Origin of the sequence: Klebsiella sp. CN_Kp088 (genome assembly GCF_040064335.1) — a bacterium.
Taxonomy (GTDB): Bacteria; Pseudomonadota; Gammaproteobacteria; order Enterobacterales; family Enterobacteriaceae; genus Klebsiella; species Klebsiella aerogenes.
Genome location: NZ_JBEAIQ010000013.1, coordinates 1 through 523, shown reverse-complemented (window position 1 = coordinate 523; position 523 = coordinate 1). Strand labels below are relative to the sequence as shown.

The 523-nt window shown below is 52.4% G+C and carries 1 rRNA gene; it reads left to right on the top strand.

What is annotated here, in order from left to right:
• Positions 1–70 precede the first annotated feature (70 nt).
• Positions 71–523 (top strand): 16S ribosomal RNA (locus ABLV08_RS03535); the annotation flags it as partial.

Sequence of the window (523 nt, the reverse complement as noted above, 5' to 3'; positions counted from 1 at the left end):
AAATGAATACCAAGTCTCTGAGTGAACATACGTAATTCATTACGAAGTTTAATTCACGAGCATCAAACTTAAATTGAAGAGTTTGATCATGGCTCAGATTGAACGCTGGCGGCAGGCCTAACACATGCAAGTCGAGCGGTAGCACAGAGAGCTTGCTCTCGGGTGACGAGCGGCGGACGGGTGAGTAATGTCTGGGAAACTGCCTGATGGAGGGGGATAACTACTGGAAACGGTAGCTAATACCGCATAACGTCGCAAGACCAAAGTGGGGGACCTTCGGGCCTCATGCCATCAGATGTGCCCAGATGGGATTAGCTAGTAGGTGGGGTAATGGCTCACCTAGGCGACGATCCCTAGCTGGTCTGAGAGGATGACCAGCCACACTGGAACTGAGACACGGTCCAGACTCCTACGGGAGGCAGCAGTGGGGAATATTGCACAATGGGCGCAAGCCTGATGCAGCCATGCCGCGTGTATGAAGAAGGCCTTCGGGTTGTAAAGTACTTTCAGCGAGGAGGAAGGC